General features: G+C 56.1%; 23 protein-coding genes. 12 read left to right on the top strand and 11 right to left on the bottom strand.

Features of this window, described 5'->3' with window-relative positions; translation table 11 throughout:
* Positions 1-30: 30 nt before the first annotated feature.
* From LG301_RS02330 to LG301_RS02320, 3 genes are all read left to right on the top strand, one after another.
* Positions 31-1,341, top strand: a complete 1,311-nt coding sequence (locus LG301_RS02330; RefSeq protein WP_404473081.1) for a short-chain fatty acid transporter — start codon at positions 31-33, stop codon at positions 1,339-1,341.
* 80 nt (positions 1,342-1,421) lie between these two features.
* Entirely contained in the window at positions 1,422-1,946 is a 525-nt protein-coding gene (locus LG301_RS02325) for an acyl-CoA thioesterase (protein WP_404473079.1), read from the top strand.
* A gap of 40 nt (positions 1,947-1,986) precedes the next feature.
* Positions 1,987-2,991 carry an ion transporter gene (locus LG301_RS02320; protein ID WP_404473077.1) on the top strand — a complete coding sequence of 335 codons (1,005 nt, stop codon included), beginning with the start codon at positions 1,987-1,989 and terminating at the stop codon, positions 2,989-2,991.
* A gap of 7 nt (positions 2,992-2,998) precedes the next feature.
* Here the strand turns inward: LG301_RS02320 and LG301_RS02315 are convergent, their stop codons facing one another.
* Positions 2,999-3,241, bottom strand: coding sequence for a hypothetical protein (locus tag LG301_RS02315; protein ID WP_404473075.1), 243 nt, complete (start codon positions 3,239-3,241; stop codon positions 2,999-3,001).
* A gap of 54 nt (positions 3,242-3,295) precedes the next feature.
* Between LG301_RS02315 and LG301_RS02310 the strand changes: the two genes are divergently transcribed.
* Positions 3,296-3,901: a LysE family translocator gene (locus LG301_RS02310; RefSeq protein WP_404473073.1), complete on the top strand. Its 606-nt coding sequence runs from the start codon at positions 3,296-3,298 to the stop codon at positions 3,899-3,901.
* Here the strand turns inward: LG301_RS02310 and LG301_RS02305 are convergent.
* Positions 3,898-4,251, bottom strand: coding sequence for an I78 family peptidase inhibitor (locus LG301_RS02305; RefSeq protein ID WP_404473071.1), 354 nt, complete (start codon positions 4,249-4,251; stop codon positions 3,898-3,900). The genes LG301_RS02310 and LG301_RS02305 overlap by 4 nt on opposite strands.
* A gap of 96 nt (positions 4,252-4,347) precedes the next feature.
* Positions 4,348-4,479 (bottom strand): entericidin A/B family lipoprotein, encoded by a 132-nt coding sequence (locus LG301_RS02300; RefSeq protein WP_404473069.1) that lies wholly within the window; start codon positions 4,477-4,479, stop codon positions 4,348-4,350.
* A 166-nt stretch (positions 4,480-4,645) separates the two neighbouring features.
* On the opposite strand from LG301_RS02300, the gene LG301_RS02295 reads away from it, so the two are divergent.
* Positions 4,646-5,071: an HIT domain-containing protein gene (locus LG301_RS02295; RefSeq protein ID WP_404473067.1), complete on the top strand. Its 426-nt coding sequence runs from the start codon at positions 4,646-4,648 to the stop codon at positions 5,069-5,071.
* On the opposite strand, the gene LG301_RS02290 is transcribed toward LG301_RS02295, so the two are convergent.
* The 4 genes from LG301_RS02290 to LG301_RS02275 form a co-directional block, all read right to left on the bottom strand.
* Positions 5,068-6,075, bottom strand: coding sequence for a nickel/cobalt transporter (locus LG301_RS02290; RefSeq protein ID WP_404473065.1), 1,008 nt, complete (start codon positions 6,073-6,075; stop codon positions 5,068-5,070). The two genes, LG301_RS02295 and LG301_RS02290, sit on opposite strands and share 4 nt — an antisense overlap.
* 59 nt (positions 6,076-6,134) lie before the next feature.
* Positions 6,135-6,761 (bottom strand): DUF1007 family protein, encoded by a 627-nt coding sequence (locus tag LG301_RS02285; protein ID WP_404475139.1) that lies wholly within the window; start codon positions 6,759-6,761, stop codon positions 6,135-6,137.
* Positions 6,762-6,826: 65 nt separating this feature from the next.
* The gene (locus tag LG301_RS02280; RefSeq protein ID WP_404473063.1) at positions 6,827-7,189 is read right to left on the bottom strand and encodes a hypothetical protein; all 363 of its coding nucleotides are present in this window, start codon (positions 7,187-7,189) and stop codon (positions 6,827-6,829) included.
* On the bottom strand, positions 7,186-7,776 hold the full coding sequence (locus tag LG301_RS02275) for a hypothetical protein (RefSeq protein ID WP_404473061.1): 591 nt from the start codon (positions 7,774-7,776) through the stop codon (positions 7,186-7,188). Before LG301_RS02275 ends, LG301_RS02280 begins: the two co-directional genes overlap by 4 nt.
* Before the next feature lie 141 nt (positions 7,777-7,917).
* On the opposite strand from LG301_RS02275, the gene LG301_RS02270 reads away from it, so the two are divergent.
* Positions 7,918-9,057 carry a glycerate kinase gene (locus LG301_RS02270; RefSeq protein WP_404473059.1) on the top strand — a complete coding sequence of 380 codons (1,140 nt, stop codon included), beginning with the start codon at positions 7,918-7,920 and terminating at the stop codon, positions 9,055-9,057.
* 227 nt (positions 9,058-9,284) lie between these two features.
* A complete protein-coding gene (locus tag LG301_RS02265) occupies positions 9,285-9,761 on the top strand; it encodes a Dps family protein (RefSeq protein WP_404473057.1) in 477 nt (158 codons plus the stop codon).
* 75 nt (positions 9,762-9,836) lie between these two features.
* Here the strand turns inward: LG301_RS02265 and LG301_RS02260 are convergent, their stop codons facing one another.
* Positions 9,837-11,303, bottom strand: a complete 1,467-nt coding sequence (locus LG301_RS02260) for an aminoacyl-histidine dipeptidase (protein WP_404473055.1) — start codon at positions 11,301-11,303, stop codon at positions 9,837-9,839.
* A gap of 93 nt (positions 11,304-11,396) precedes the next feature.
* Positions 11,397-13,541: a tRNA(Met) cytidine acetyltransferase TmcA gene (locus LG301_RS02255; protein WP_404473053.1), complete on the bottom strand. Its 2,145-nt coding sequence runs from the start codon at positions 13,539-13,541 to the stop codon at positions 11,397-11,399.
* Between the two features lie 316 nt (positions 13,542-13,857).
* On the opposite strand from LG301_RS02255, the gene dctP reads away from it, so the two are divergent.
* From dctP to LG301_RS02235, 4 genes are all read left to right on the top strand, one after another.
* Entirely contained in the window at positions 13,858-14,961 is a 1,104-nt protein-coding gene (dctP, locus tag LG301_RS02250) for a TRAP transporter substrate-binding protein DctP (protein ID WP_404473051.1), read from the top strand.
* 62 nt (positions 14,962-15,023) lie between these two features.
* Entirely contained in the window at positions 15,024-15,527 is a 504-nt protein-coding gene (locus LG301_RS02245) for a TRAP transporter small permease subunit (RefSeq protein ID WP_404473050.1), read from the top strand.
* The gene (locus tag LG301_RS02240; RefSeq protein WP_404473048.1) at positions 15,524-16,852 is read left to right on the top strand and encodes a TRAP transporter large permease subunit; all 1,329 of its coding nucleotides are present in this window, start codon (positions 15,524-15,526) and stop codon (positions 16,850-16,852) included. Before LG301_RS02245 ends, LG301_RS02240 begins: the two co-directional genes overlap by 4 nt.
* 185 nt (positions 16,853-17,037) lie before the next feature.
* Complete coding sequence (locus LG301_RS02235; protein ID WP_404473046.1) at positions 17,038-18,738, top strand: ABC transporter permease; 1,701 nt, start codon at positions 17,038-17,040, stop codon at positions 18,736-18,738.
* A 16-nt stretch (positions 18,739-18,754) separates the two neighbouring features.
* On the opposite strand, the gene LG301_RS02230 is transcribed toward LG301_RS02235, so the two are convergent.
* Positions 18,755-19,852, bottom strand: a complete 1,098-nt coding sequence (locus LG301_RS02230) for an ABC transporter ATP-binding protein (RefSeq protein ID WP_404473044.1) — start codon at positions 19,850-19,852, stop codon at positions 18,755-18,757.
* A 224-nt stretch (positions 19,853-20,076) separates the two neighbouring features.
* Here LG301_RS02230 and LG301_RS02225 point away from each other — a divergent pair, with 224 nt between their 5' ends.
* Complete coding sequence (locus tag LG301_RS02225; RefSeq protein WP_404473042.1) at positions 20,077-21,102, top strand: Fe(3+) ABC transporter substrate-binding protein; 1,026 nt, start codon at positions 20,077-20,079, stop codon at positions 21,100-21,102.
* Between the two features lie 121 nt (positions 21,103-21,223).
* Here LG301_RS02225 and polA read toward each other — a convergent pair whose 3' ends face one another.
* Entirely contained in the window at positions 21,224-24,004 is a 2,781-nt protein-coding gene (gene polA / locus LG301_RS02220) for a DNA polymerase I (protein ID WP_404473040.1), read from the bottom strand.
* Positions 24,005-24,150: the final 146 nt, after the last annotated feature.

Here is a 24,150-nt window from a genome sequence, read left to right as displayed (position 1 = left end):
CTTCCTAATAACGATTATAGCGAGCACTCCATGTTAAAATTTATCTCCAAGCCAGCGGTGAAACTGGTCGAGCGCTATTTGCCCGACCCCTATATCTTTGTTCTTCTACTAACGCTGATCGCAGCGATTGCCGCCATCGCCGTGGAACGCCAAACGCCTTTAGCCGTTCTGCGCATGTGGGGTGACGGTTTCTGGAACCTGCTCACCTTCTCCATGCAGATGCTGCTAGTGTTAGTCACTGGCTTTATGTTAGCCAGCTCCCCCCCTATCAAACGCTTCCTGCAAAAAATTGCCAGCACCGCCAAAAGTCCTGGCGGCGCGATTATCTTAGTGACGCTGGTATCGCTTGCGGCTAGCTGGATCAACTGGGGCTTCGGGCTTGTGGTTGGCGCCCTGTTTGCGAAAGAGCTGGCCCGCGTGATTCGCGTCGACTACCGCTTGCTGGTTGCCAGTGCGTACTCAGGCTTTGTGGTATGGCACGGGGGTTTAGCCGGTTCGGTGCCCCTCACTATCGCCACCGAGGGTCATTTTTCGGCTGACCAAATTGGTATCATCGGCACCGGTTCGACTATTTTTGCCTTTTTTAACTTAGCCATCGTGCTTTGCCTGTTTATCACGGTTCCGCTGGTTAACCGATTGATGCTACCCGACGAAAAAGACAGCGTTTATATCGATACCAAGCTGCTTGACGATGCACCAGAGACGCAGGGCCGCATTACCCGCCCTGCCGAGAAACTTGAAAACAGCATGCCGCTTGCTCTCATGGTAGGCGTTCCTGGTTTGCTATTTCTGCTGGATCACTTTTTATTACGTGACGGCGGCTTAAACTTAAACGTCGTCAACTTCCTGTTTCTCTTCTTAGCCATTGTGCTGCACCGCACGCCGCGCAACTTGCTCAACAGCTTGAATGAAGCGATTAAAGGCGGGGCAGGCATTGTGATTCAGTTCCCGTTCTACGCGGGCATTATGGCGATCATGGTGCAGTCCGGTTTAGCACAAAGCATGTCTGAGTGGCTGGTCTCCTTTGCTACCGCCACCTCGCTGCCCTTCTGGTCGTTCCTAAGCGCTGGCATTGTGAACCTGTTCGTCCCTTCCGGCGGTGGCCAGTGGGCCGTGCAAGCCCCGGTGATGCTGCCTGCAGCAGAAGCGCTAGGTGCTGATATTCCACGTATTGCCATGGCAGTGGCCTGGGGCGATGCTTGGACCAACCTGCTGCAACCTTTCTGGGCGCTACCGGTACTGGCGATTGCAGGCTTGAAGGCCAAAGACATCATGGGCTTCTGCCTGGTTCAGCTATTGATTACCGGCATTATCATCTCGGTTGGCCTAGTCTGGTTCTAAGCTCTATACCTTTAAAGGCCCCTTTCACTATCATGCCCGCCCACTCATGGGCGGGCATTTTCAACTTATAAGGCTCTCCCATGTCGACAACGCCGAACTCTGAACACAGCGCCCTACCTGGCCAGCATGAGCTCTCTATGACGGTTCTTATGACCCCCGATATGGCAAACTTCAGCGGGAAAGTGCATGGCGGTGCTATTCTTAAAAAGCTGGATGAAGTGGCCTACGCTTGTGCCAGCCGCTACTCTGGTCATTATGTTGTTACGCTCTCGGTGGATCAGGTGCTGTTTAAACAGCCTATTCACGTAGGCGAGTTAGTGACCTTTCTGGCTAGCGTTAACCATGTGGGACGCTCCTCAATGGAAATAGGCATTAAAGTCGTAGCTGAAGATATACGCCAAAAGCTGATTCGCCACACCAATAGTTGCTACCTCACCATGGTGGCGGTCAATGCCGACGGAAAACCCGCTAAAGTACCGCCTTTAGCGCTGGAAACCTCACTGCAGAAACTACGCTTTGACAAGGCAGCTCTGCGTAAAAAACTGCGCAAACAGGCAGAAAAGGAAGAGCTACTCACACAACAGCACCATCAGCTAAATTCCTAGCCCCTTGTTCACACCCTTAATGTTATGACAAGGAGTCTTTATGTCTGCCAGGGAGCGCTACCCAAACCTGCCTAAAGCCGTTGAATATGCGCATATCGGCTGGGATTTTTTAATTCTCGCTGCGGTTATTATTAACCTAAGCTTGTTGCTGTTTGATTCACTGTTCCTGATTGGCCCGATCAACCAAACCATCGCTTCGATTGCACCAGGTTTCCACACTTTTTACGATACGGCGATTCACAGTCGCTTTATTACGATTGACCTCTATTTTGTGGCTTTTTTCGTCGCCGACGTGCTGCTGAGCTGGGCAGTTGCCATTGCTGAGCGACGCTATCATCGCTGGTTCTTTTACCCCTTCGTTCATTGGTATGACGTACTTGGCTGCATCCCGTTAAGTGGCTTCCGCTGGCTGCGTGTCCTGCGCGTGGTATCGCTACTGAATAGGTTGCATCGCCTGCGGATAATCGATGTTACGCGCTGGACGATCTACCAGTTTGTCGCTAAGTATTACGATATCTTGTTAGAAGAGCTCTCCGATCGCATTGCACTGCGTCTACTGGGTAACGTTCAGCATCAGATTGTCGCCAGCGACTCGCTGACCGAGCAAGTCATCGACCGGGTTGTGATGCCTCGTAAAGACCAGCTGATTCGCGAAATTTCCCAACGGCTGGAAGGCACTGTCGGCCAAGCTTACCAACAGAACCGCACTGCCATTATGAAGGCCATCGATGAACTGGTGAGCCGCACACTGCGGGAGAGCCCCGAAATCCAGAAGCTGCACCGCCTGCCCATGGGGCAAACGGCCTCCAACGCCATGCAGGCATCACTTAGCGGGGTTGCCCAGCGCCTCGTGGATGAACTGGCATTGGGCATTCACTCGCCGGAATTTCGCCAGCTTATCGAACAAACCGCAGAGAGCGGCTTTGAGAGCTGGCTAACCGTCGATGAAGGCAGCGCCCACGTCACCGAGCAAGTGCTTTACGATATTATTGAAATGCTCAAAGAGCAGGTACATCGTCAGCGCTGGAAAGATCGTTATGAATAGTCCCTCGCTATACCGTCGCAGTTGCGAGGGGAGGCTGCTCAAGGCTGGCTCGTAGTATGCTCAGTGCACGCTTGAGCGATGCTTGGTCAGCTGCAGCCCCTACGCAAATTCGCACCGCTTGGGGAGCGCACAATACGCCGATACGCAGACCGTCCGCCAGTACTTTGGCCGTGCTGAACACAAACAGCGTGCGTTCCGGGGCTAACTCATAAAGCGGCGAACTGCGCTGCTCGGCAGGTAAGTACTGCACGCCAAAAAAAGCCGTTAAACAACTCAAAACCCTATAATTGTATGGATACAAAAAATGAATAGCGAATGGCTGATTCTTGGCCCTGCAGCACTTTATATGATGTCGATGACCCTAACGCCCGGGCCCAACAACATCATGCTTACCGCCTCGGGCGCTAACTTTGGCTTTCGACGTACAATGCCGCATATGTGGGGAATTTTGGGGGGCTGCTTTTTACTGTTTGCCAGCATTGCGCTGGGGCTTGGCGTACTATTTGAACGCTTCCCGGTGGTACAAATTACGCTTCGCTGGGTGGGTAGCGCCTATTTGCTCTACTTAGCGTGGAAAATTGCCACGGCCCGACCGCCCAACTTGCAGAGCAGCCAGCACGCCGTGCCGCTGACGTTTTGGCAGGCGGCCATGTTCCAGTTTGCTAACCCAAAAGCGTGGGTGATGGGGTTAGCGTTGATGGCGGGGTTTCTGCCCCAGAGCGGCCAACCTGTGGTGAACGCCCTGGTACTGGCTGGTTTCGCGGAACTGGTGGCCCTGCCCTGTATTGCCCTATGGGCCGCTTTTGGCAGCGCCATTGGGCAATGGATCAGAAGCGACAGAGCATGGCGCGGGTTTAATATCACGATGGGCGTACTCACCGCCGCCTGCGTGTGGCTGATACTGCGTTAGCCACAGCGTAGTGCTTCGATGGTATCGTCGCTGCCTAAATGGATATTTAGGCGATCTTCCCGGTAGTCCAAGGTGGCCGCGCTGTCAGGACGAAGCACTCGCACTTGGCGAGCACCGCTCTCGCTTTGCAGCAGAGAGGTATTGGCTTCATTAAACGGCTCGCCCAGGGCGTGCTGAACAGCACTGGCATCGCATGTCTGGGACGCGGATGGCTCTACTGAGGGCGGTGGTGGTGCAGCAACGTCATGGGGCGCGCTGCTACACCCAGCCAGCAGCAGTGCGCCAAGCGCCCCACCTAGGCTTTTCATATGGCGTTGCATCACTGCCGTTAAGGCGTGTCCTGACTTCATGCGTGATTTACCTCATGTGTATCTTGTCTAATAACAGTGTGGGCTAGGCATTGCTGCCTAGCCCACATGTTTTATAGCAAACCGCGAGACCGAGTCCTAGCTTGCAGCGTCCTGTACCGCCTTGCCACCCTCTTGAACATCCTGTCCTGCTCCTGCAATGGTATTGCAGCCTGCTAGAGCACCCGCAGTCATGAGCAGAATAAAGCTAGTCGCCAGAAATTTTTTCATCGTGTTCTCCTTAACAGGTTATTCAACATCGGGAAGCTCCGACGGCAGCCTTAATGCCTAGGAGTGTTTTCAGCGTAACAGATTTTAATAGTTTCGCTTGTTTTCCCTGAGTTATCCGCTGCCTGCTATGATGATTACCCTACCGGTTGGCTTAGGAGCACTAAACTTGGCAAGCTTTGAACTCGACGCACGCTTAGCAGCAGACACCCTGCCCATCGCAGACCTACCGCTCTGCCGCGCGCTGCTGATGAACGATTCCCGCTATCCCTGGGTCGTGCTCGTACCGAGAATAGCCTCGGTCAGCGAAGTGTTTGAACTCAGCCCAGAAGAGCAAACACAGCTCTGGCAGGAAGCTACCCAGCTGGGGGCCGCCATGAAAAAAGTCTTCCACGGCGACAAACTCAATATTGCCACGCTGGGGAACGTGGTAAGTCAGCTACATATCCATTTAGTTGTGCGCTATGCCGATGATGCGAGCTGGCCCGCACCGGTGTGGGGCAACGGCACGCCAGAGCCTTATGAGCTAACCCAGCAAGGGGAGCGCCGGGAGCAGCTACTTGCCCAAATTGAGGGGCTGGCGCTACCTACTTAACCGCCCAGCAGCGAGCCTCGCGCGGGCGGTTCATTGAGCAGCGGCCCGCTAGCCGGCTGAGCAGCCCCCGCAAGGGAAAGCGACACACCTAGCGCAATAATCAGCGCGCCCCCCGTTAGCGCTGCCCAGCCAGCCGCTTTCTCGACAAGCTGCTGGCTACGCTGCTTCTGTAGACGCCTCGCCGCCCAGCCTCTGGCCACAATGCTGGCAATCGCTAGAAAAGAAACCGTTATTCCCGTTCCCAGGGACATCGCCATCACTGACGCTACCCCCACATAAAATTGCCCTAGCAAGCTTGCTGCCCCCAGCATCAGCACCGCTCCCGTACAGGGGCGCATACCAATCGCGCCTACGGTCATCAGCGCAGTGCGCCAGTCAAGTGCCTGCTGTGGCTCGATATGGTGGGCACCGCCGCAGCAGTGGGCATGGTCGTGCTGGTGGTCGTGGCTGCGATTAGAAGAGTCAGGGTGCATGACATCTGGCAGGTGGGGGTCTGCATAAGCATGGCGCAGCTGTTTTACCGCCCGCCAGCAGAGCCAAGCGCCTAACAGCGCCACCAGCAGGAAGCTGGCCTGCTCGACCCACACCACGCTACCCATGGCTTGCCGGGTGACCCAGCCCAACCCGTGTACCAGCACGGCCACCATGGCAATGGCCGTCACGCCCTGTAGTAACGACGCGGCGAAGGAGAGCCCTAGTGCCCGCCGAGTGGCCCCGCCATGCGAGGCTAAATACGTCGCAAGCACCGCTTTGCCATGTCCCGGCCCCGCCGCGTGGAAAACACCGTACGCAAAGCTCACGCCTAACAGTGTTAGCCAAGTACCTGCGGTAGGCGTGCGAGAAAGTTCGGTAATCGCCAGCGTCAGGCTACGGTGTAAATCCCGCTGCCAAGCCAACAGTTGAAAGCTTGCGCTCTGTAAGTTGGCCTGAACGACAAACACAACCAGCGCCGCGCCGAATACGGCAATCACGCCCCAGACCATTTGGTGTCGCGTTAATGGCATCACCCTCTCCGCCAAAAGTTATACAGTAACACTTTATACACGACTCCTCCCGGCTCCTGCTAGAGGCACGTGACGCGTCCTGTTTCAGCGAAGTGCCTTCCTAAACCTGGCTCGCCCTGCTCATCAACGTCCAATAGCGCCGCCTGCATAACCAACTCTGGATCAGGGTCTGCAGGCAAAATAGTGAGTTCGCAGCTCGGCTCACCGTGAAGAATAAGCGCCTGCTCAGAAGGCGAACCGTTCTCTTCCTCGTGCACGACTTCAAGGTAGTAGGTAGGATCAAACACTTGGTACTCAAGCGTGCGGCCTGCTAGCGGCTCGGGTGTCGATAAGGGCAAAATGAACATAAAGGTTAAGCGGCCATCGCGCTCCATTGCGGTATATTCGGTCACCTCGCCTAGTGCTTGCCGCTGCCCATCGAGACGCACTTCAGTGAAGTAATGCTGTTGCGACAAGTTCTGGCGAATCTCACTACCCAACTGGTCAAGCCCCTGGGCAAGGTCCGCTCCGGGCACTTGCTGCAGTTCTTCAAAGACCACCAGGCTATAAAAAGGGTCCATTTGCCAAGTTTGGTGCAAACCGCTCACCACGCCCTCATCATCGGTGATCACCCGTACATTTAGATCTATCCAGCCGTGCGGATGGGCTAACACGTTGGGGCTTATCAATAGGCCCGTAAGCCCAATGACAAAGGTGCCACCGCAGACACGCGCCTTATTTTTCAAACGGGCTAAAAAGGGGGTTACTGCTGTCACGGTGCTTCTCCCAGCGTATGTTGCAGCTCGACTAACCATGGATCCAACACATAGGGCGGCAGCGGTTGATTGCCCCGCAAGGCTGAAACCCTTACACGACTGCCGCCCCCCTCTTCGCTCACCTGAAGCCGCAAACGGTACTCCGGCCAGCGTGCTAAGGATGCTTCTGCGCGCCCTAAGGCTAAATCCGCATGCTTGACCACGTACCCTTGGGCGATCATCAGTTCAACAGCGTGACGAAACGTTTGCTCTGCTGGCGCGGCGTAGCGGAGCTCACGGGGTTCAAGTGGCTCTCGGGTAGCGCAGCCCGCCAGCACCACCAGGGCACTGACGACCAACATATAGCGAAGTACCTTCATAGCTCACTCTCACTGGAAATAGGTAACAGCGCGGCCTGAAAGCGCTGGCAAAAGTCCTCATTGCTGGCACTGTAGGACTCGCGTAGATCCCTCAGGTGATCAAAACGGCGAATATCCCGCGAGATGCGTACATAGCCGTCGTTGACGAATAGCGACACTCGCTCAACTTCCACCGGCTGCTGACCAACGCCGCCACCGAAACCTCCCCCAATCCCTAAACCGACGCTAGAGCCGCCGCGCCCCAAACCGATACCTCCAAATACTCGCATCCCCCGCCCATACCCATAAGCATTATCGTAAGGATCATAGTAGCCAATCAGATCCCGCTGGCGGCTAGCGCTAACAAGCCCCAAACGCGTATCCGTCGACACCAGCTCAAACCCCCACGCTTCCAATACCGCAACACTTTGGATCAGCGCGTCTTGCGCTAGCGCGCCTGAGGTGGTCACTGCTGCGGTTGTCGGCGCGCCTACGGGGAAGTAGCAGGAGGCAGCCGGAGCGGGTTCAGCTTGGGGCAGCCTGTCGGGGACAGCCTGGCAGCCCATCAAGAGCAGTAGACAACTCATGCCTAGCGGTACTGTTTTCATGTTCGATCCTCTACCCGTCATCATGGCCGACCTGGCACTTGGCAGCGCGTTAAGCCCTCGCAAAGATCACTATATAGCAGCTGGCAAGGACGATATTCTAAGTCACGTATGCAATAGACCGTCATTAACGGAGGTTGTGCGATGAACGTACTGCTTTGCCCCGATAGTTTTAAAGATGCACTGAGTGCCGAACAGGCAGCTCAGGCAATGGCCTGCGGTGTTAAGCGCGCCACCCCCTCTGCCACACTAACGGTATGCCCGCTGGCCGATGGTGGAGAAGGTAGCCTTGAGGCGCTGGTGGCCGCCACCGGCGCCGAACGCCGCGAGCTAACCGTGCAAGACGCCCTGGGACGGCCCCGCCAGGCTTTTTGGGGCTGGCATCGCGAACAGCGTACCGCGTTTATCGAACTGGCAGAAGCGAGCGGTTTACAACACCTTTCTGCACAAGAGCGCAATGCTCTCCACACCTCCACCTACGGCGTCGGCGAACTCCTTAAAGCCGCCTTAGACGCAGGGGCTGAAAAAGCGCTGCTGCTGCTCGGCGGCAGCGCCACCAATGATGCCGGTGCGGGCATGCTTCAAGCCTTAGGCGCCCAACTGCTGGATCAGCAAGGCTCCCCGCTACCGCCTGGCGGCGCAGCGCTTCAACGGTTGGCTACCCTGGATCTTGCAGCGCTAGACCCACGCCTTGCCAAACTCCAGGTCGAGGCAGCGGTCGATGTGGACAACCCGCTTCTCGGCGAACGAGGCGCCAGCGCGGTGTTTGGCCCACAAAAAGGCGCTTCTCGTGACGACGTCGCTCAACTGGATCGCGCGCTTGGTCACTTTGCTGACCTGTGTGCAGACGCACTTGGCCGCGATGACCGCGAGCATGCCGGAGCCGGAGCGGCGGGCGGCATGGGTTTTGCGGCGCGCACGTTTTTAAACGCCACGCTTACCCCGGGTATTAACATGATTATGCAGCAAGCCAAGCTGCCTGACCTGCTAGCCCAGGCTGACTTGGTCATTACCGGTGAAGGCCGCTTGGACGGCCAAAGCCTCGCTGGAAAAACGCCGATTGGCGTTGCCCGCGCTGCCCACCAACAGGGTAAGCCCGTCATTATTTTAGCCGGCAGTTTAGGTGAGGGTTGGCAAGCCTGTTTTGACGAGGGCGTTACCGCTGCCTTTGCCCTTGCAGATGGCCCTATGAGCCTTGAGCAAGCCCTGCCGCGCACAGCGGAATTGTTAGCGGCACGCTGCGAAAGCATTGCCCGGCTATGGATAGCAAGCGCTAAACAGTGAATAAGCAGTTACTGAAGATATCGGCGTAGCCCTTGAAAAACGCCGTAAGTGCCTGCACCTCTTAACCAGATGTAAGCCATTTCAGCTTACTGCCAGCGTCATATTATGGCGCTATGGCCGCGATGCAGAAAACTTGCTTTGCCGCTTCCAAAAAGCGTCTTAAGCTAAATCAAATGATTTGATGGCCGCTTAACGTCAACGCGGCTCCAACCATGGAGGAGCACCACATGACTGATATGAACAGCATTGGCCTACACGAAGGCAGCGCTAGCCAGCTGGCTGAAAAACTCAACCACCTGCTGGCCAACTACCAAATTTTTTACATGAACGTCCGTGGCTACCACTGGAACGTCAAAGGCAGCGACTTTTTTGAGCTGCACGCTAAATTCGAAGAGCTCTATACCGACCTGCTTACCAAAGTAGACGAAGTCGCCGAACGTATTCTCACGCTCGGTCACAAGCCGGTACACGCTTATAGCGACTATATAACGCTGTCGCACATCCAAGAAGATAAAGATGTGCACGACGGCAATACCTGCGTAAAAGGGGTGCTTGCCGGTTTCCAAACGCTCATTGAGCTGCAGCGTGAGCTACTGTCACTCGCGTCAGATGCTGACGATGAAGGCACGGCCGCCCAGGCAGGTGACTACATCCGCGAACAGGAAAAAACCGTCTGGATGCTCAATGCCTATTTAGGTAAGTAAGCGTTAATAGAAAGCCCAAACATAAAAACGGCACCTACACGGTGCCGTTTTTTATGGCTAGCTAATAAGATACATTTAACGCGACGTCGCTAGTTGCTCAATCAACGCCCGCAGCATGTCCCAAAACTCCTCTACCGAATTCAGCTCGACGCGCTCGTCCGGTGAGTGGGCGCCGCGAATCAGCGGGCCGAACGAAATCATATCTAAATGCGGATATTTACTGCCTAAAATACCGCACTCAAGCCCCGCATGAATCACCTTTACCTCAGGCTCGCGACCAAGAAGCTCGGCATGGCGCTGTTTAAACGTCGCCAGTAGTTCGCTTTCGGGGTTAGGCGCCCAGCCAGGGTAGCCATTTTCCACCTTCACCCGTGCACCCATCAGCCCAAACAGCGCTTGAAAGCGGTCAGCCATCGCTTCCGTCGCACTATCGTGCAGCGAGCGTACTAGCGCGCACAGATGAAAACGTCCGGCCTCCAAACTCAGCACACCCAGGTTATTCGACGTTTCCACCACGCCCGGCACGTCGGCACTCATACGCTCAACACCACAAGGGGCCGCATGGAGTGTTGCAAGCAGCATAGCGCTGGTGTCACGAGTGAGCGGCTCTGTTCCGCTGGGCAGAGTGATACGCTCGGCCGTTAGCGTCAGGCCGCTGTCACCGCTGCCAAGCTCGGCTTTTAAGGTACCCTCTAAGCTTGCCACGGTGGCGAGCGCTGCCTCTACGTCGTCAGAAGGCAGTGCCACCTGGGCAAATGCCTCGCGAGGGATGGCATTGCGTAAGGTGCCGCCTTGATAGCGGATGAGCCGCGCATCGAAGGTTTCCAGCGCACGCAGTACCCTTACCAGCAAGCGGTTGGCATTGCCCAGCGGCTTATGGATATCCATGCCCGAGTGGCCGCCCTTCAGGCCTGTCAGCGATAGCGATACGACTTGCTCATCTTCATGCAGCTTGGCGCTGGGTAGCTGAGCATCCACCACGACATCGGCACCGCCTGCACAGCCGATATACACCTGGCCGCGGTCTTCGCTGTCCAGGTTGAGCAGCAGTGAACCCTCCAACCAATTCTCAGCCAGATTTAACGCGCCCCCCATGGACGTTTCTTCTTCCAAGGTAAACAGCGCCTCAAGCGGCCCGTGGGTAAGCGCGGGGTCTTCCAGCACGGCAAGAATCGCCGCGACGCCCAAACCATTATCAGCCCCCAGGGTGGTGCCATCGGCATGCAACCAGCCCTCTTTGACGTAGGTGCTGATTGGGTCGCGGGTAAAGTCGTGATCTTTATCCGCATTTGCCTGGGCCACCATATCCAAATGCCCCTGTAACACCACGCCAGGCGCCTGCTCGCAGCCCGGCGAAGCCGGCTTGCGAAGCCGCAGATTCCCAAAGGCATCACGGTCGTGGGCAAGCCCTTGGGCATCGGCCCAGGCTTCCAAGGTCGCCACCAGCGCGGCTTCATGGCCCGATGGGCGCGGCGTATTACATAGCGTACGGAAATGGCGCCAAACAAGGTTTGGTGCGAGCGCTTCTAAATGTGCGTTCATGGTAGCTCTTCAGTATCGATAACCGGACTATCCTAACGCTCAGAACAACGCCGGGAAAGCGTGTGCTTGCTCTCTCTACATCCGTTTGAATATCTACTTACCTTCTGGCGCTTGGCGGAGTATGCATTGGACGGCCTGTCGCAGTCGGCTAATCGCCTTGCTGTGGGCGCTTGCCAATGGCTGGTTTTGAAACGCCCACGCGGCCAGTTGCTGATGAGCTAAGCGTGCCTGTTCATCCAACGGCCAGTGGCTGGCTTCCCGGGCCAGCGACTGAAGCGCCGCCCGAGCAAGCGCAGGGTCGCGGTGAGCGTACGCCACATCATCAACCGCCTGCCGCTCCGGCGTGCTGAGTGGCGCGCCAGGTAGCGAAGGCAGCATCAGCACCAGTACCGCAGCGGGCAGTGCGTTCAATTCAAACGCCAAGAGGCCTGGAAGTGACGCTGCAAACTGACGCCGCAGCGCCTCAAGCACCACGTTGCCCTCGGCATTTAACGCCTGCGCCACCATCACCGCATACTCGCCGGTGGCGGTTTCGCGGGTAACGCCCAGGCGCACCGGTACAAACCCCAGCGCCAGCCAGAAGCGCAGCAGTGACGCCTCGGCGCCAAAGGTGGCGCCATAAAGGGCGACCCCTTGCTGGGCAGCACACGCAACATCCTCGTTTACCAGCCGCCGCGCGAGCCCCTCGCGACGCCGTTCAGGGTGAGTCGCGATTCGTGATACCCGACGCCAGCGGGCGATCAGCGCTTCCCTGCTCCCGCTGTGCGCGGCTAGCGACTGAGCCAGCAAATGCCCCTGAGGACGCCGCTCGCCACGCGCCACCTGCTCGGCAAGCTCCGCTGTAAAACCGCCCTCTTCACGGGTCACTAAGACTGCCTGGGGCTCATCGTCATGGATGATGATACGCAGCCCGGTGCTGGGGCCATCCAACAGCTGACGTAGATCGCTCGGCGTGGTGCGGTAGTGTGACTGCACCAAGAGACCAAACAATTTTTCAAGCAGCGTTTCTTGCTGGGCCAGCTGGGCTTGGGCCAAAAGCACGCTTCTCCCGGCGCCCTGCTTGGCCTGAGGCAGCGACGCCTTTAGCAGCAGCAGTTGTTGAATGGCCACTTCAAGGGGGTCATCTGGCGACCAGCGGACAGGCTCGGTGAGTTCAAGGGCTCGCCACTGTGGCGCTTGGCGATTGAGCACGTCACGAAAGCGCAACGCGAAACCTCGCCCCGAGCCCTCATAACCATGCACCGTGGTCGCAAAGGCAATGCGCGGAAACGCCGCTAACCACTGCCCCAGCAGCCCGGCTGGCATGGCGGCCGCTTCATCCACCAGCAAATAGCTACCGTCACCGCCCAGCCGCTGGCCATTCACGTACTCCGTGAGCAGGTCTGGCGGCAAAAAATCCAGCACGGCGCCATCGGGCATTACAAAGCGTCCTGGCGTTTCTCGCTGCCCATCGGGGCATAGTGCGGCCAACCGGGCAAAAAAGCTTTCCAGGGCGCTTAACCGAGGCGCGGTTACCACAATACGCGCGATGCCTTTGGTGAGCAGCCGCGCGCAGGCGATGCCTAACGCTGCACTTTTACCGCGCCCACGGTCAGCGGTGATCACCAGTGGCCGACGTCGTTTAAGCCCCACCAACCCGGCAACCGCCTTGGCCTGATCGCGCGTCAGGCAGTCTGCGTCGTCAGCATACGCAGCCTGCAGGGGGCGCACAGTTAACTTGGGGAGCGTCAAGACGCCCTCGGCTGACCAGTGAATAATGCTGGGAGACGACAGCAAGCGCGCCATACGCGCTAAATAGTGCGCAGTCAGCGACGTCCAGTGCCAGGGGTGATCGGCAAAACGGGCGTAGTCTGGGTCAGGGTGGGCGCCAAAGCCCTCAGGCGTGATCAAGATGCACAGCCCGCCGGCCGTCACGGTGCCTGCGAGTGCGCCTAGGGCATCGGGGTCTAGCCCTTGGGCGCCGCTGGCATCGATCACCATCAGCTGATGCTCAGCGCCTAACCGGGTACGCGCTTTGCGCGCCGTTACGCACGAAGCAACCGGCGCTTCCCCTGCCTCGCCTACCCAGAGGGGTGACTGCCAAGGTGCCGCTTGCCAAAGCTGCAAGGCCTGCTCGCGGCACTCGCTGGGCGGCCCAACTAACCACACTAGCTGCCGCCAGCGGCGACGCTGCAAGCGCATTGCGTGCCAAACCAACGCATTAACATGACGCGTGCGCGTCGTACACGATGAGGCCATATCAGCTCCCAGACGAGCATTGTGCTTACAACTTTGGTATGGGAAATACTGCTTTTCAACGGTCAAAGGTGTCTTGCTTTCGCCATAAATAAGTCATAACCATTTGTTAAATTTAACAATAACAACTAAAACGTTAATACGCGCGCGGCTAGTTTCCGCTAAACACTGATATTGCGCCGCAGCGGGTAGATTATGATAGCTTAGGTCTGTAGCGGAACGGAGGCATCGCTTACGTAAACGTCACCTACCGCTCATTACTTTCCTGTCTCCAGGTAACAAACACTAATAAATCCGTACGCCAAACCAGGAAATCATCATGAAAAAAATGGCAAAATTCGCCCTAACAGGCCTCGCGGCTGGCGTTGCCTTCGCCGCACTCACTACCACCGCTCAGGCCCAAGAACAGTGGACAATGACCTCCACTTGGCCCGACAACCTGGATCTTATTAAAATCGATCAGCACTGGGCTGATTTAGTCAACCAACTGGCCGGGGATGAGTTGCAAATCAACTTCCGTGCTGGCGGCACGCTGATGCCTGGTACAGAAGTATTCGATGCCACTGAGACAGGTGCTATCCAAGCCTCAGGCGACTGGCCTGGCTACTGGGCTGGCTTGAATCCTGCGTTCTCGCCACTGGCGACCACCACGAGCCTGTTCAACGGCGTCGATTATCTAAACTGGATCCAGCAATGGGGCGGTTTTGAGCTCTATCAGGAGATTTACGGCCAGTACAATATGGTCTATCTGCCTTATGGCATTACCAACAACGAATCAGGCTTTATGGGCCGCACGCCCATCGAGAGTATTGCCGACTTAGAGGGCAAGCGCTTACGTCTTTCTGGTCGTGACCAGGGGCGCGTGTTAGAAGAGCTTGGCGGCTCACAAGTCACCCTCGCCGGTGGCGAAGTGTACCAAGCGATTGAGCGCGGCGTCATTGACGCTGGCGAATTCTCAACGCCGGGCGTTGATTTCAAGGCAGGCTTTGCAGAAGTAGCTGATTACTGGGCGACCCCTGGCTGGCACCAGTCGGCGAGCGTTTTCGGCGTCATGATCAACAAAGACTCATGGGATGCCCTCTCAGAAGAGACGCAGGCGAAGCTAAAAATTGCGGCTGAAGCTACCATGGCTTGGTCACTCTCTTGGTCAGAGCGTGAATCCACCGAAGCCACCCAGAACTTTATTGATGCGGGTGTCACCATTAACCAGTTCTCCGAAGAGGATCTGGCGCGCATTCAAGAAATCACTAACGATGTGATTGTGCGCGGTGCCTGTGAGCACGCCGACCATGCGAAGGTCTACCACTCCATGATCTCCTACCTCCAAGAGTACGCTGCATGGCGTGATGTAACCGTGCCGTTCAACATGAGCCGTACGATGGACAACCTGCCCTCACTGGAAGAGATTGAAGCCTGCCTATAAGGCGCTTCTGTGCCGCCCCGGTTCGCCGGGGCGGTTTTTTGTGCTGACTGCGGAGATCTTCCATGAATGCGATTGCCAAGGCGATCGATGCGATTAACGAGCTATTCGGGCGAATTATTGCCCCGTTAATTGCCATCATTACCCTGATTGTTCTTTATGACATTGCGTCACGTTTTTTCTTTGGCCGCCCCAGTGACTGGGCGTTTGATGTGACCAAAATGCTGTTTGGCGCCCACTTTATGCTGATGGCTGCTTACGGGCTTCGCCATCATGCCCACGTAGAAGTTGACGTTATAAAGCGCTTGTTATCGCGTAAAAAGCAGGCGGCACTCGACCTGCTCGGCTACCTGATCTTCTTTGTCCCCTTCATTTGGTTACTGTTGACCTACGGCTGGCGTTTCTTTGAGCGCTCATTTAGCCGTGGAGAAACCACCTACGGCATGGTCTCAATTCCGGTATACCCGGTAAAAGGCGTTATCGTCGTAGCCGCCATACTTATCTTATTGCAGGCGATTGCTATCGTTCTGCGCGCTGTTATGCAGCTGCGTGAGGAGAAATCCGCATGAGTGCAGAACTACTAACGCTGGTGATGTTTGGCGGGCTTCTGGTGGGCCTGTTTATGGGGCATCCACTGGCCTTTGTACTGGGTGGCATGGCCGTCATCGGCGCCTACCTAGGGCCAGGCATCAATACGCTGGGCATTATTATTAATAACGTCTATGGCAATGCCATGGATAACTACGTGCTGGTCGCCATTCCACTCTTTATATTAATGGCGCGCTTTCTTAACGATTCGGGCGTCACTGAAAAAATGTTTGATGCCATGCGGCTGCTGTTGGCGAACCTTCGTGGCGGCCTGGCGCTCACCGTTGTTGTTGTATCGGTGCTGCTGGCCGCCACCACGGGCATTGTGGGCGCTTCCATTGCGGTCATGGGCATGATCGCCTTAGTGCCGATGCTTAAATATGGCTACAACAAAGAGTTAAGTGCTGGCGTGATTATGGCCAGTGGCTGTCTAGGCATTTTGATTCCCCCCAGCATTATGCTGATCCTAATGGCCAGCTATTCACCTGTTTCAGTCGGCGCACTCTTTGCTGGCGCCCTGGTACCGGGTTTGATGCTAGGCGTGATGTACGCACTTTACGTGCTGGTAATCTGCTGGCTAAAGCCGAGCTATGGCCCACGAGTACCTGCAGCAGAGCGTGCAGAAGTCAGTACCAAACAGCTGCTGATTATGCTCGCCAAGTACGTCGTCCCACCGATGTCCTTGATTCTAGGCGTTCTTGGGGCACTCTTCTCGGGCGTCGCCACGGCGACAGAAGCGTCAGCAATTGGCGTCTTCATTGCTTTTCTGCTGTTTCTAATCTTTGGTGACCGCAAGATTTCAACGTGTTACCACACGCTGATCGAGGCCGGCAAAACCACCACGATGGTTATGTTAGTACTGGTGGGCGCCACGGCGTTTACAGGGGTTTTCTCAATTGGTGGTGGGATGACGGTGATCAGCGACTTTGTATTGGCCGTGCCGGGTGGCACCGTGGGTGCGCTGCTGCTGATGCTCTTCTTGGTCTTTGTCCTCGGCATGTTCCTCGACTGGACCGGCATCGTGCTGCTGAGCTTCCCGATTATGCTGCCGATTATTGCGCAAATGGGCGTGGATGTACTGTGGTTCGTCGTCATGGTGGCCGTTGTGCTTCAAACATCGTTCCTCACCCCGCCGTTTGGCTATGCGCTGTTCTATTTAAAAGGCGTGGCACCGCCAGGAGTAGAGATCGTCGACCTTTACAAAGCGGTTATCCCTTTTGTTGCCATCATCATTTTTGCCTGCATACTGATGGCCATATTCCCCGGATTAATAACCGGGCTACCCAGCATGATGGTGGGCTATTAGAGATAGCGCTTTTCCTCCAAGCTAAATGTCGTCTCCCCCCGCTATGCGGGGGGATTTTTTTGAACGCTGTTATGTTGGCTGCAGCCAACATGCGCAAGTGATACTATTTGCACCCGTTACTTTTTCGCATTGACGTTCGCATTTGCAATGCCGTCACTGCCCGCCTCGACCTAGGAGACAACGACGTGTCGCTATCTGCTCGCCGTTCACCGCAGGCTCTATTTTCAGATTTGGCCTCGCGTTTTAGGCTGTCGCTGAACCCTTGGTCGATTGCGCTATTCTTGATAGCCCTGTCGGTAGCGCTGCCTATCCTGGTGGTATTTGGACATATCGTGGTTCCCACCGAGGGCGTGTGGCAACATCTCGCCAGCACGGTGCTTCCCCGCTATCTCTCCAACACCTTTTGGCTAGTGCTGTGGGTGGGACTGGGTACGCTGATTATCGGCGCAAGCTCTGCCTGGCTGGTGGTGATGTGCCGCTTCCCCGGCAAGCGGATCTTTGAGTGGGCGTTATTGCTACCCTTAGCGGTTCCGACCTACGTGATCGCCTACGCCTATACCGACTTCTTGCAAGTTGCCGGGCCGTTACAAAGCGCGCTGCGGGAGTGGTTTGGATGGCAGTTTGGCGATTACTACTTCCCAAATATACGCTCCCTCGGTGGGGCGGCGACGCTCATCACCTTTGTGCTCTACCCTTACGTCTATCTGCTCGCTCGCGCCTCGTTTCTTGAACAGTCGGTGTGTGTGCTGGATGTGGGCCGCACGCTAGGCCGTGGGCCGTGGCACCTGTTTAGTAGCGTTGCCCTGCCGCTCGCTCGCCCTGCATTAGTCGGCGGGGTGTCGTTGGTGCTGATGGAAACGCTCAACGAATTTGGCGCCGTGCAATTTTTTGGCGTGGATACGTTTACCACCGGCATCTACCGAACGTGGTTTGGCTTAGGCGAGCCGGTGGCCGCCGCTCAGCTGGCGGCTTGCCTGCTGACCTTCGTGATTGTGCTTGTGCTACTGGAACGCTATTCGCGTGGTAAACGGCGCTATTTCCATACCACCAACCGTTACCAACAGCTGCCAGAGTACCGTCTCCGCGGCTGGCGGGCATTCGGCGCTACGATGGTATGCTTTTTGCCCATCTTAGTTGGCTTTTTACTGCCCAGCGGCATTTTGCTGGAAATGGCCATTACCACTGGCGACAGCCTGTTTGGCACACGCTTTGTCGGCTTTGCAATCAACAGTTTAAGCCTAGCAGCGGTAGCCTCGCTGATTGCCGTGGGAATGGCCGTGCTGCTGAGCTACGGCGTGCGGCTGCACAACTCGCCAAGCGCGCGGCTGTTCACCCGCATTGCAGCCATGGGCTACGCGATTCCTGGCTCGGTAGTGGCAGTGGGGATTTTAATTCCCTTCGCTTGGCTGGATAACACTCTTAACACCTGGCTACATGAGCACTACGGAAAAATCATCGGCCTGGTATTTAGCGGCTCGGCATTTATTTTAATTTATGCCTACGTGGTGCGTTTTTTGGCGGTGTCGTTCAATGCGGTGGAAGCAAGCCTGGGGAAAGTCACGCCGAGTATGGACGCCGCTTCGCGCACCTTGGGCCAAACAGCAGGTGGCACGCTGCGTAAAATACACACTCCATTAATGCGTAGTAGTTTGCTGGCGGCTGGTATTTTGGTCTTTGTGGACGTCATGAAAGAGCTACCTGCCACGATGATTCTACGACCATTTAACTTCGATACGCTGGCGGTGCGTGCCCACAGCCTGGCCTCAGACGAGCGTTTGGCCGAAGCATCAACGGCCTCACTGACGATTGTGGTAGTAGGCATATTACCGGTCATACTACTCAGCTTGGCAATGCGCCGGGCGCGGCCCGGCAGCCAAGCGGAGTAGCCTGCCGTAGGAAGGGTTAGCGCGGAAAAATGAAGACCTGGGAGTGGTCCAAGTCGATATCGATCGGCTGGCCCTCCTCGGGAAGAAACACGCCAGGCACACGGGCGTGCAGGTGCGCTTCCTGGCCATCTTCGCCGTGGGCACAAAGGTGGATGAGACTCGTTCGTCCCAGTAGCTTCGCCATGACCACGTGACTGTGGGTATGGGCCTCAGCAGGCAGGTCGCGCTCTTTAATGCGCAGCGCCTCGGGGCGAATCATGATTTGCGCCTCACTCCCCTCCTCTAACCAACTGGCGTCTACCGCGCCAACAGGAGTCTGCACTTTGCCATTGTGCACCGTGCCGCTAAGTTCATTCACCTCGCCAAAAAAAGTCACCACAAAAGGATCGATCGGAGCGCAGTAAAGCTCACGCGGGGTGCCGGTCTGGATGATTTTGCCATCACGCATCAGCGCAATACGATCCGCCATAAACATCGCTTCTTCAGGATCGTGGGTAACCAGCAAGGTGGCAGACCCAAGCTTCTTAAGCACGTGGAGTGTGTCATCGCGAATGCGATCTCGCAGTCGTGCATCCAAACTAGAGAACGGCTCATCCAACAACATTAACTTTGGCGTGGGCGCCAAGGCACGCGCTAACGCCACGCGCTGCTGCTGCCCACCCGACAGCATATGCGGATAAGTTTCAATATAGTTAGCCATGCCTAGCTGGGTGAGAAGCCCAATCGCACGCTCGCGACGCTCTTTGCTCGGCAGGTGTTTGAGGCCAAAGGTCACATTTTCCAGCACGCTTAAATGGGGAAACAGCGCGGAGTCTTGAAAGGCGAGGCCGACATTACGCTTCTCAGGTGGCACGTGGCGCTTACCGGGCGCCGCGATGGGCTTGCCATCCAGGCTCACCGCGCCATCCTGTAATACCTCCAACCCCGCCGCAATGCGTAACAAGGTGGTTTTACCACAGCCCGACGGCCCCAACAGGCAAACTACCTCGCCGGGCGCGATGTTTAAATCTATCCCCTTGACCACGTGGTTAGCCGCAAACGTATGGTGGACATCACGTAGAGCCAAGGCCGGTGCGGGAGCCGCAACGTCGGTAAGTGACACAATTGCCGTCATTTTTTCACCATTGTTTCGTTCGACTATGGCACTGCTAACGCAATGCAGTTACGAACACGGTTGAAAGTTATTTGCATTCTAATTTCTATTGCAACGAGATGCACGCCCCATCCATACGTTGAATGATTTTAGTTACCATTTGGCTTGACGTCAGCACAAAGAAACGCTTGAATACTCACCACGATAATGCAACTTATTATCATACACATTTAGGGGATATTTTAATGAACAAAACACGTCTTGCGGTATCCGTTGCGGCCATCATGGCGGGCTCTGCCTTTGCTAGCAGCACCCTGGCTAATGAGGTCAACATTTACTCCGCGCGCCATTATGACTCAGATGAAATCCTCTATAGCGCCTTCACAGAAGAGACGGGTATTGAGGTGAACGTGCTGGAAGGCGACGCTAACCAGCTGATGGAGCGTATGCAGCGTGAAGGCGTGGCAAGTCCTGCCGACGTCATGTTGACCGTGGATGCAGGCAACCTGTGGCGCGCTGAACAAGACGGTCTGTTCCAAAGCGTTGAGTCTGATGTGCTCAACGAGCGCCTGCCAGAATCCATGCGTCATCCGGAAGGCATGTGGTTTGGTTTTAGCCAGCGTGCACGGGTTATTTTCTACAACCGCGAAAACTTCGACCCAAGCCAGATCTCTACCTACGAAGATCTCGCTGACCCGCAGTTTGAAGGCCAAGTGTGCATTCGCTCTTCCAACAACATCTATAACCAGTCCCTGCTGGCATCGATGATTGAACACCATGGCGAAGAGGGCGCGCAAGAGTGGGCTCAAGGCGTTGTGAATAACATGGCTCGCGACCCAGAAGGCGGTGACACCGACCAAATTCTTGGCGTAGCGAGCGGCGAGTGCGACCTTGCTGTGGCCAATCACTACTACTATGTACGCCTACTGCACTCTGACGACGCCGCAGATCGTGAAGCCGCCCGCAAAGTCGGCGTGATTTTCCCCAACCAAGATGACCGTGGCACCCACGTCAACGTCGGCGGCGCGGGCCTCGTTGCCAACGCACAGAACCCGGAAAACGGCATTCGCTTCCTGGAGTTCCTGGCCTCTGACGAAGCCCAAGAAGTGCTGGCCGAGCGTAACTACGAGTTCCCTGTGGTAGCAGGCGTCAAGCAAAATCCGGTGCTAGAGTCTTGGGGCAATTTCGCTAAAGATGACATTAACATCAGCATCCTGGGTGAGAACAACCCCGAAGCGGTACGTATTTTTGACCGCGTTAGCTGGCGTTAAGCCTAGAGGCCTAGAAATAGGCGTAAAGGTAATACGGCTTTAAACCATCACCCGCAGCTTGGCTGCGGGTGATTTGCGTTATGGCGCGTGGAAATAGAGCACCCGCGGCCTGTGCCCAGCACTAGTGCGCTTCATCCCAGTTAGCACCGCTTTGAGCCTCGACAATCAGCGGCACACTGAGCGAGGCAGCCGCCTGCATGCGTTGCTGCACCTGTTCAATAAACGCTTCGACCTGCTTTTCAGCCACTTCAAATACCAGCTCATCGTGCACCTGCATCACCATTAGGGCATCAAACTCGCCTTCTGCCAGCCACGCATCTACATCAATCATCGCCTGCTTGATGATATCCGCCGCCGTGCCCTGCATGGGTGCATTGATCGCGGTGCGCTCAGCGCCCTGGCGACGGTTGCGGTTTTGCGAGTGAATTTCTGGCAGATAGAGTCGCCGACCCAATACGGTTTCCACAAAGCCATCTTCCGCCGCCTGGGTGCGAATACGATCCATATAGCGTGCAACCCCCGGATAGCGGTCGAAGTAACGGTCGATGTACGTTTGCGCTTGATGGCGATCAATATGCAGCTGACGCGATAATCCCCAGGCGCTCATGCCATAAATCAGGCCAAAGTTAATCGCCTTGGCGCTGCGCCGCTGGTCTCCCGAGACCTTATCTAACGACGTACCGAAGACTTCCGCCGCCGTAGCGGTGTGAATATCGCGCCCGGCGGCAAACGCGTCTAGCAGCCCTTTATCTTCAGAAAGATGCGCCATAATGCGCAGCTCAATTTGCGAGTAGTCGGCCGCGACAATGCAGTAGCCAGGGCGAGCGATAAACGCCTGACGAATTTTACGGCCCTCTTCGGTACGAATAGGGATATTTTGTAAATTTGGGTCCGACGACGACAGCCGCCCGGTAGCGGTAACCGCTTGGTGATAGCTGGTGTGCACTCGGCCAGTGGCTTTGTTGAGCAAGCGCGGCAGCTTATCGGTGTAGGTAGATTTCAGCTTGGCAAGACCACGGTGCTGCATAATGACTTTTGGCAGCGGGTAATCCAGCGCCAGCTCTTCAAGCACTGCTTCCGCCGTGGAGGGCGCCCCTTTTGGCGTCTTCTTGATGACTGGGATCTTCTGCTCTTCAAACAGAATTTGCCCCAACTGCTTGGGTGACCCAAGATTAAACTCACGACCCGCCAGCTCAAACGCTTCGCTTTCAAGCTCACGAATGCGGCTTTCAAGCTGCTGGCTTTGCGTGTGAAGCAGCTCGGCATCCAGGGCAACACCGTTGCGCTCAATGCGCGAGAGCACATTGATCAGCGGTAGCTCAAGGTGGTCCAGCACGTCGGCCAAGCGCCCTTCTCGTTCGACCTGGGGCCGCAGTGTTTCCTGAAGCCGCAAGGTGATATCGACATCTTCGCAAGCGTAGGGGGCCGCTTGCTCTAAAGCAATTTGATTAAAGGTGAGCTGCTTTGCCCCTTTGCCTGCAATCTCTTCAAACGAAATGGTCTTTTCACCGAGGTACTTCAGCGCCAGCGAGTCCATATCATGGCGCGTGGCGGTGGAGTTCAGCACATAGGAGGCCAGCATGGTGTCGGCCAATGGCCCCACCACGGCAATCGCATAGTTGGCTAGCACCGAAATATCGTACTTCAGGTTTTGGCCAATCTTGGTTTTGCGAGGGTCTTCTAGCAGTGGTTTTAACGCGGCCAGCACGGTTTTGCGATCTAATTGCTTGGGGGCGTCTAAATAGTCATGGGCCAGGGGAATATAGGCCGCTTCACCGGCCTCCAGCGCCAAGCCAATGCCAACAACTTCGGCGTCCATGTAGTTGAGGCTGGTGGTTTCCAGATCAAAACAGAAACGCTCGGCGCGGTTCAGGCGATCAAGCCACGCTTCAAACTCACTCTGCTCAACAATAACGTGGTCGTGACGTTCAGCAGGCGCAGCGGCGGGGCTATCATCAGGCCCATCTTCAGACTTATCTTCAGGTACGGGCGCGCCACCTTTTACGTCATCCACGCCTTCGTCCCGGCCTTCCAGGAGTTCAGCCAGCCACTGTTTAAACTCCATCTCTTTATACAGTTCGACCAGCGCTTCCCGGTCAGGGTGGGCAATGTCTAAATCATCCAGCCCCACCGGCAGCTCACAATCGGTTTTAATCGTTGCCAGCTGATAAGAGAGAAACGCCTGATCGCGATGCTCTTCAAGCTTTTTCGGCAGCGTTTTCGCGCCTCTAAATGTCAGGGTTTTTACCCGTTCTAAATCGCCGTAAATGGTCTCTAACCCACCGCCCATGCCTTGCAGCAAGCCAATGGCGGTTTTTTCACCGACCCCTGGCACACCTGGAATGTTATCCACTTTATCGCCCATCAGCGCCAGGTAATCGATAATCAGCCCCGGCGGTAAGCCGAACTTAGCTTCTACGCCCGCCTCATCCAGGGTTTCATCTTTCATGGTATTAACCAGCGTGATGTGGCGATTAACCAGCTGCGCCATATCTTTGTCGCCGGTAGAAATCACCGCATCGCGCCCGGCTTGCGTTGCGTGGTGCGCCAGCGTGCCGATGACATCATCGGCCTCAACGCCTTCAATACACAACAGCGGTAAGCCCAGGGCTTCTACACACGCGTGCAGCGGTTTGATTTGACTGCGCAGATCGTCAGGCATTGGCGGCCGGTGCGCTTTGTAATCGCTATACATCTCATCGCGGAACGTTTTTCCCGGCGCATCAAACACCACCGCCATGGGGCTTTCAGGGTAGTCTTTGATCAGCCGCTTTAGCATATTGATAACACCTTTCACCGCGCCGGTCGGCTGGCCGCTGGAGGTGGTGAGCGGCGGCAGCGCATGAAACGCGCGATACAAGTAGGAAGAGCCATCGACAAGCACGATAGGGGCACGGGCCATAACCAAATTCCATTGTTAGCAAAACAGGTAAACGTCTAATGGGATGATACGCGTTCATCGCCGCCGCTGCAGAAACAACCGCTGTGAATAACTGCTTTGAGAGCGTTACAACGCTGCCAACTAGCGCGGCAAGCCGCTACAATAAC

The organism is Vreelandella venusta (genome assembly GCF_044809155.1).
Taxonomy (GTDB): domain Bacteria; phylum Pseudomonadota; class Gammaproteobacteria; order Pseudomonadales; family Halomonadaceae; genus Vreelandella; species Vreelandella venusta_B.
This window is presented reverse-complemented; position numbering and strand designations above follow the sequence as displayed.

What these genes read in the sequence shown, in the direction of transcription:
- LG301_RS02310 (WP_404473073.1), top strand. Translation starts at nt 3,296, where the DNA reads ATGAATAGCGAATGGCTGATTCTTGGCCCTGCAGCACTTTATATGATG.
- LG301_RS02225 (WP_404473042.1), top strand. Translation starts at nt 20,077, where the DNA reads ATGAACAAAACACGTCTTGCGGTATCCGTTGCGGCCATCATGGCGGGC.
- LG301_RS02275 (WP_404473061.1), bottom strand. Translation starts at nt 7,776, where the DNA reads ATGAAAACAGTACCGCTAGGCATGAGTTGTCTACTGCTCTTGATGGGC.
- LG301_RS02330 (WP_404473081.1), top strand. Translation starts at nt 31, where the DNA reads ATGTTAAAATTTATCTCCAAGCCAGCGGTGAAACTGGTCGAGCGCTAT.
- LG301_RS02280 (WP_404473063.1), bottom strand. Translation starts at nt 7,189, where the DNA reads ATGAAGGTACTTCGCTATATGTTGGTCGTCAGTGCCCTGGTGGTGCTG.
- LG301_RS02300 (WP_404473069.1), bottom strand. Translation starts at nt 4,479, where the DNA reads ATGAAAAAATTTCTGGCGACTAGCTTTATTCTGCTCATGACTGCGGGT.
- LG301_RS02320 (WP_404473077.1), top strand. Translation starts at nt 1,987, where the DNA reads ATGTCTGCCAGGGAGCGCTACCCAAACCTGCCTAAAGCCGTTGAATAT.
- LG301_RS02270 (WP_404473059.1), top strand. Translation starts at nt 7,918, where the DNA reads ATGAACGTACTGCTTTGCCCCGATAGTTTTAAAGATGCACTGAGTGCC.
- LG301_RS02265 (WP_404473057.1), top strand. Translation starts at nt 9,285, where the DNA reads ATGACTGATATGAACAGCATTGGCCTACACGAAGGCAGCGCTAGCCAG.
- LG301_RS02260 (WP_404473055.1), bottom strand. Translation starts at nt 11,303, where the DNA reads ATGAACGCACATTTAGAAGCGCTCGCACCAAACCTTGTTTGGCGCCAT.
- LG301_RS02255 (WP_404473053.1), bottom strand. Translation starts at nt 13,541, where the DNA reads ATGGCCTCATCGTGTACGACGCGCACGCGTCATGTTAATGCGTTGGTT.
- LG301_RS02305 (WP_404473071.1), bottom strand. Translation starts at nt 4,251, where the DNA reads ATGAAGTCAGGACACGCCTTAACGGCAGTGATGCAACGCCATATGAAA.
- LG301_RS02240 (WP_404473048.1), top strand. Translation starts at nt 15,524, where the DNA reads ATGAGTGCAGAACTACTAACGCTGGTGATGTTTGGCGGGCTTCTGGTG.
- polA (WP_404473040.1), bottom strand. Translation starts at nt 24,004, where the DNA reads ATGGCCCGTGCCCCTATCGTGCTTGTCGATGGCTCTTCCTACTTGTAT.
- LG301_RS02325 (WP_404473079.1), top strand. Translation starts at nt 1,422, where the DNA reads ATGTCGACAACGCCGAACTCTGAACACAGCGCCCTACCTGGCCAGCAT.
- LG301_RS02290 (WP_404473065.1), bottom strand. Translation starts at nt 6,075, where the DNA reads ATGCCATTAACGCGACACCAAATGGTCTGGGGCGTGATTGCCGTATTC.
- LG301_RS02230 (WP_404473044.1), bottom strand. Translation starts at nt 19,852, where the DNA reads ATGACGGCAATTGTGTCACTTACCGACGTTGCGGCTCCCGCACCGGCC.
- LG301_RS02245 (WP_404473050.1), top strand. Translation starts at nt 15,024, where the DNA reads ATGAATGCGATTGCCAAGGCGATCGATGCGATTAACGAGCTATTCGGG.
- dctP (WP_404473051.1), top strand. Translation starts at nt 13,858, where the DNA reads ATGAAAAAAATGGCAAAATTCGCCCTAACAGGCCTCGCGGCTGGCGTT.